This window comes from Kitasatospora sp. NPDC058190, assembly GCF_042883685.1.
Taxonomy (GTDB): domain Bacteria; phylum Actinomycetota; class Actinomycetes; order Streptomycetales; family Streptomycetaceae; genus Kitasatospora.
The window spans coordinates 1-4644 of sequence record NZ_JBHVVI010000246.1 but is presented as its reverse complement, the minus strand read 5'-3'; the positions used below and the strand labels follow the sequence as shown (position 1 = coordinate 4644).

Genomic DNA, 4644 nt, shown 5'->3' with positions numbered 1-4644 from the left:
CGGGATTAGCCCTTGGGCTGTCCCCCACCCTGGGGCGGTGTTCGCCGACTCTGATCAGTCGGCGAACCCGGCCCTTGCCCTTTTCCGATGCCGCTGGGCGGAAGTGCGCCATCACACCTTCGCCTGGATACCCCAGCGGGTATTTGACGGAGGTGTCGCCGTGGAGTTACATTCGAGACCAAGATGCCCCGGGGGGTATATGGAGGACTGGCGTGACCCGTGAGATCGACCTCGACACCTTCGCCTCGGCCTGGGCCGACGGCGGTCTCGTCCTGGATGTGCGCGAGCCGGACGAGTACCAGGCGGGACACGTGCCCGGCGCGCTGCTCGTCCCGCTCGCGAAGCTGCCCACCTGGACCGACGCCCCGGCGGACCGGCCGGTGTACGTGATCTGCGCGAGCGGCAACCGCAGCCTGGTCGCCGCCGACTTGATGCGCGCCCGCGGTGTCGACGCCCGCTCGGTCGTCGGCGGCACCCGCGGCTGGGCCCGAGCCGGACACCCTCTCGCCACCGGCCCGCATTCGCACTGACCCGCCTCCGCGCCGCCCGGCGCACCCTCTTTCGCTCCTCGCGCACCTGAAGCCGCAGCCTGTCGCCGACCGGCCGCAGTCTCGCCCTGCCCGTTTCTATACCCCACCGGGTATATCAAGCCCGGTGTGAACCCTCAATCAGGAGGTTGTTTCCCGTGTTCTTCGCCCAGTACTACCTCGACTGCCTCTCCCAGGCCTCGTACATGATCGCCGACGAGTCCACCGGCAAGGCGGTGGTCGTCGACCCGCGCCGGGACATCTCCGAGTACCTGGCCGACGCCCAGGCACGCGGCTTCACCGTCGAGGCGGTCATCAACACCCACTTCCACGCCGACTTCGTCGCCGGCCACCTGGAGATTGCCGCCCGCACCGGCGCGTGGATCGGCTACGGGCAGCGCGCCGAGACCGAGTACGCGATCCGCCACCTCGCCGACGGCGAGCGGATCAGTCTCGGCGAGGTGACCCTGCAGATCATGGAGACCCCCGGCCACACCCCGGAGTCGATCAGCGTCCTGGTCTACGAACACGCCGCCGACGAGGTCCCCTACGGCGTGCTGACCGGAGACGCGCTGTTCATCGGCGACGTCGGCCGCCCCGACCTGCTCGCCTCGGCCGGCGTCACCGCCGAGGAGCTCGGCCGGATGCTCTACCGCAGCGTGCAGCACAAGCTGATGGGCCTGCCCGACGAGGTGCGGGTCTTCCCCGCCCACGGCGCCGGCTCGGCCTGCGGCAAGAACCTCTCCACCGAGAAGCAGTCCACCATCGGCGCCCAGCGCGCCACCAACTACGCCTGCCGGCCGATGAGCGAGGACGAGTTCGTCGCCATCGTCACCGCCGGACAGTCCGCCGCACCCGGCTACTTCGCGTACGACGCCACCCTCAACCGCCAGGAACGCGACCTGTTCGACCCCACCGCCGCGCCCCGGCCGCTGTCCCCGGAGGAGTTCCGCGCCGAACACGCCACCGGAGCGGTCGTGGTGGACACCCGCAGCCCGCAGGAGTTCGGTACCGGCCACCTGCGCGGCGCGATCAACATCCCCGCCGACGGCCGCTTCGCCGAACAGGCCGGCACCGTCCTGACCCCCGACAGCCGCATCCTCGTCATCGCACCGCAGAACCGCGAGGAGGAGATCACCACCCGCCTCGCCCGCATCGGATTCGACCACGTGACCGGCTACCTGCTGGGCCCCGACGACGCCCTCGCCGCCATGCCCGACCAGGTCGCCCCGGCCAGCCGCCTGACCGCCGACCAACTGCGCACCGCCCTCGCCGGCGACCAGCCCCCGGTGGTCCTGGACGTCCGCAACTGCGGTGAGCGCGCCGCCGGCCACATCGACGGCTCGATGCACATCGCGCTCGGCGAACTGCCCCACCGCCTGGACGAGATCCCCACCGACCGCCCCCTGGTCCTGCACTGCGCCGGCGGCCACCGCTCCTCCATCGCCGCCAGCCTGCTGCGCCACCACGGCTTCGAGGACGTCTCCGACGTTCTCGGCGGCTACGGCGCCTGGGCCCTGCTCGCCGAACCCACCACCACCTGACCGACCCCCTCAGACGCCGGGACCCGGCGCGCAGGCCGACCGTCATCAGCCCTGCGCGCCGGCCCCGGCCCCCGAACCGCCGGTGTCCGACGGGAGATGCCCTCACAGCCCCGCCGGACACCCGTGCCCCGCCATGCCCCGACACATACCCGGGCGGGTATTCCGCTCGGGTGCGGCCGAATCGACAACGGAGACGACATGACCACCGCCACCCGCACCCCCGCCGGCATCGACACCGCCGCCCTGAGGGAACTCACCAAGGACGGCAGCGGCCCGCGCCTGCTGGACGTACGTACTCCCGGCGAGTTCCACACCGTCCACATCCCCGGCGCCTACAACGTGCCCCTGGACACCCTGCGCGAGCACCGCGCCGAGCTGCTCCACCACCTCGACGAGGACACCGTCCTGATCTGCCGCTCCGGCGCCCGCGCCGCCCAGGCCGAGCAGGCGCTCTCCGAGACCGGGCTGCCCAACCTGCGCGTCCTTGAGGGCGGCATGGTCGCCTGGGAGGCGGCCGGCGGCCCGGTGACGCGTGGGGCGGCCCGCTGGGAGCTGGAACGCCAGGTGAGGCTGATCGCCGGTTCGATCGTGCTCGTCTCCGGCCTCGCCGGCCTCGCGATACCCGGCCTGCACCTGATCGGCACCGCCGTCGGAGCCGGCCTCACCTTCGCCGCCGTCACCAACACCTGCGCGATGGGCATGATGCTCGCCAAGCTCCCCTACAACCGCGGCCCGCGCACCGACATCAACTCGGTGATCGCCGCCCTCAGGAGCCGGCCGTGATCACCCTCGCCATCGCGGCCTCGCTCCTGATCGGGATCCTCCTCGGGATCCTGGGCGGCGGCGGATCCATGCTCACCGTCCCGATCCTGGTCTACCTGGCCGGCCAGGACACCAAGCAGGCCATCACCACCTCCCTGTTCGTCGTGGGCGTCACCAGCATCGCCGGCCTGATCTCCCACGCCCGCGCGGGCCGGGTGCGCTGGCGCACCGGAACACTGTTCGGCCTGGCGGGCATGGTCGGCGCCTACGCCGGCGGACGAGCGGCCGCGCACATCCCCGACACCGTCCTGCTGGTCGCGTTCGCGCTCATGATGCTCGCCACCGCGGCCGCGATGCTCCGCGGCCCCCGCAAGGCCGCGAAGCAGGCCCAGGGCGAACTCCCGCTCCACCGCCTGCTCCTGCAGGGCCTCGTCGTCGGCGCGGTCACCGGCGTCCTCGGCGCCGGCGGCGGCTTCCTCATCGTCCCCGCACTGGCCCTGCTGGCCGGCCTGCCCATGGGCATCGCCATCGGCACCTCACTGCTGGTCATCGCCATGAACTCCTTCGCCGGACTCGCCGGACACATATCCGGCGCGCACCTCGACTGGAACCTGGCCCTCGCCGTCACCGCCGCCGCCGTCCTCGGCAGCCTCATCGGCGGCCGCTACGCCGGACGCATCCCCCAGCAGACCCTGCGCACCGGATTCGGCTGGTTCGTCATCGCCATGGGCCTGTTCGTCCTCACCCGCCAGACCGGCCCGGCCGTCCTGGCAGCCGTCCCCGCGATCGCGGCCTGGGCGCTGATCCAGCGCAGGCGCGCACACCGGACCGAAAACCCACCCTCCGAAAGGGCGGTGGCACCCACCCCGGAACCCGCTATCCGCCACTGACTCCCACAGATACCCGCTGGGGTATCCTGAAAGGAAGCAGTAGGCATGCGCCAGGAGGAAACCGGTGAAGGTGGAAGAAGAAGCGACGAGCGCGGTCCTCAACCGGCTGCGCCGCGCCCAGGGGCAGCTTGCCGGCGTCATAGCCATGATCGAGGCCGGCCGCGACTGCAAGGACGTCGTCACGCAGCTTGCCGCCGTCTCCCGGGCCCTCGACCGGGCCGGCTTCAAGATCGTGGCCAGCGGCATGCGCCAGTGCCTGGCCACCGCGGACGGCGACGCGCCACCGATGTCCGAGGCCGAGCTGGAGAAGCTCTTCCTCGCCCTCGCCTGACCGAACCCGAGCGGCCCGACGGCACCACATCCGCCGACGGGCCGCTCGTGCGCTGCTCGCGGGGACTGCCGAACATTCACGCCAGGCCATTCGCCGTCGAGCAGTCCGGTGCGTCGTGTGCTTGACCGCTCCGTCCCTGGTCGGGAACTGAAGGCAAAACGGCTGGACCAGCGCATTCAGACCGCTGGGAGCGGGCGTTTCTTGAACGGGACGACGTTTTGCTCCGTGCTGGCGATCTGGTCGCCAAGCCGCTGGTTCTCCAGGGTGAGCTGGTTGACGACGCGGACCAAGGCCGGCACATCGCCGCGGAGCCGCTTGAGATCCGCGTTCTTCGAGGCGATCGTCTTCTTCAGCTCGGCGATCTCGGCCCGCAGGCGGGCTTCTGCGTCGGGGACGGCGCCACGCTGCCTGACGTGGTTGTCGAACTCGTTGCGCAGGTCGGGGTTCCGCTGGGTCAGCGCGTTGCGGGGAACTCCGGCGAGAGCTCGGGCACTCAGCTTTCCGTTTAACCTCGCAGGTCACCCGACCTGCTGATCTGCGCTTCTTCCCGGGACAGCGGAGGCGGCCGTTCTCCACGCTTCGAGATGTCG

General features: G+C 71.2%; 6 protein-coding genes. All 6 read left to right on the top strand.

From position 1 onward, the window contains the following. Nucleotides 1-212: 212 nt before the first annotated feature. The 6 genes from ACFVWU_RS44315 to ACFVWU_RS44290 all read left to right on the top strand — a co-directional run bounded on the left by ACFVWU_RS44315 (nt 213) and on the right by ACFVWU_RS44290 (nt 4563). Nucleotides 213-530 carry a rhodanese-like domain-containing protein gene (locus ACFVWU_RS44315; RefSeq protein WP_387632276.1) on the top strand — a complete coding sequence of 106 codons (318 nt, stop codon included), beginning with the start codon at nt 213-215 and terminating at the stop codon, nt 528-530. A 155-nt stretch (nt 531-685) separates the two neighbouring features. Further along, complete coding sequence (locus ACFVWU_RS44310) at nt 686-2071, top strand: rhodanese-like domain-containing protein (protein WP_387632273.1); 1386 nt, start codon at nt 686-688, stop codon at nt 2069-2071. Nucleotides 2072-2269: 198 nt separating this feature from the next. Beyond that, entirely contained in the window at nt 2270-2854 is a 585-nt protein-coding gene (locus ACFVWU_RS44305) for a rhodanese-like domain-containing protein (RefSeq protein WP_387632271.1), read from the top strand. Continuing rightward, on the top strand, nt 2851-3723 hold the full coding sequence (locus ACFVWU_RS44300) for a sulfite exporter TauE/SafE family protein (protein WP_387632268.1): 873 nt from the start codon (nt 2851-2853) through the stop codon (nt 3721-3723). The genes ACFVWU_RS44305 and ACFVWU_RS44300 overlap by 4 nt, the downstream gene beginning before the upstream one ends. Before the next feature lie 64 nt (nt 3724-3787). Then, nucleotides 3788-4054, top strand: a complete 267-nt coding sequence (locus tag ACFVWU_RS44295) for a metal-sensitive transcriptional regulator (RefSeq protein WP_313767258.1) — start codon at nt 3788-3790, stop codon at nt 4052-4054. 218 nt (nt 4055-4272) lie between these two features. Next, the gene (locus ACFVWU_RS44290; protein WP_387632266.1) at nt 4273-4563 is read left to right on the top strand and encodes a hypothetical protein; all 291 of its coding nucleotides are present in this window, start codon (nt 4273-4275) and stop codon (nt 4561-4563) included. The last annotated feature ends 81 nt before the right edge of the window (nt 4564-4644 follow it).

Bases quoted from the DNA above. Each gene is read 5' to 3' on its own strand.
- ACFVWU_RS44305 (WP_387632271.1), top strand. From the start codon at position 2,270: ATGACCACCGCCACCCGCACCCCCGCCGGCATCGACACCGCCGCCCTG.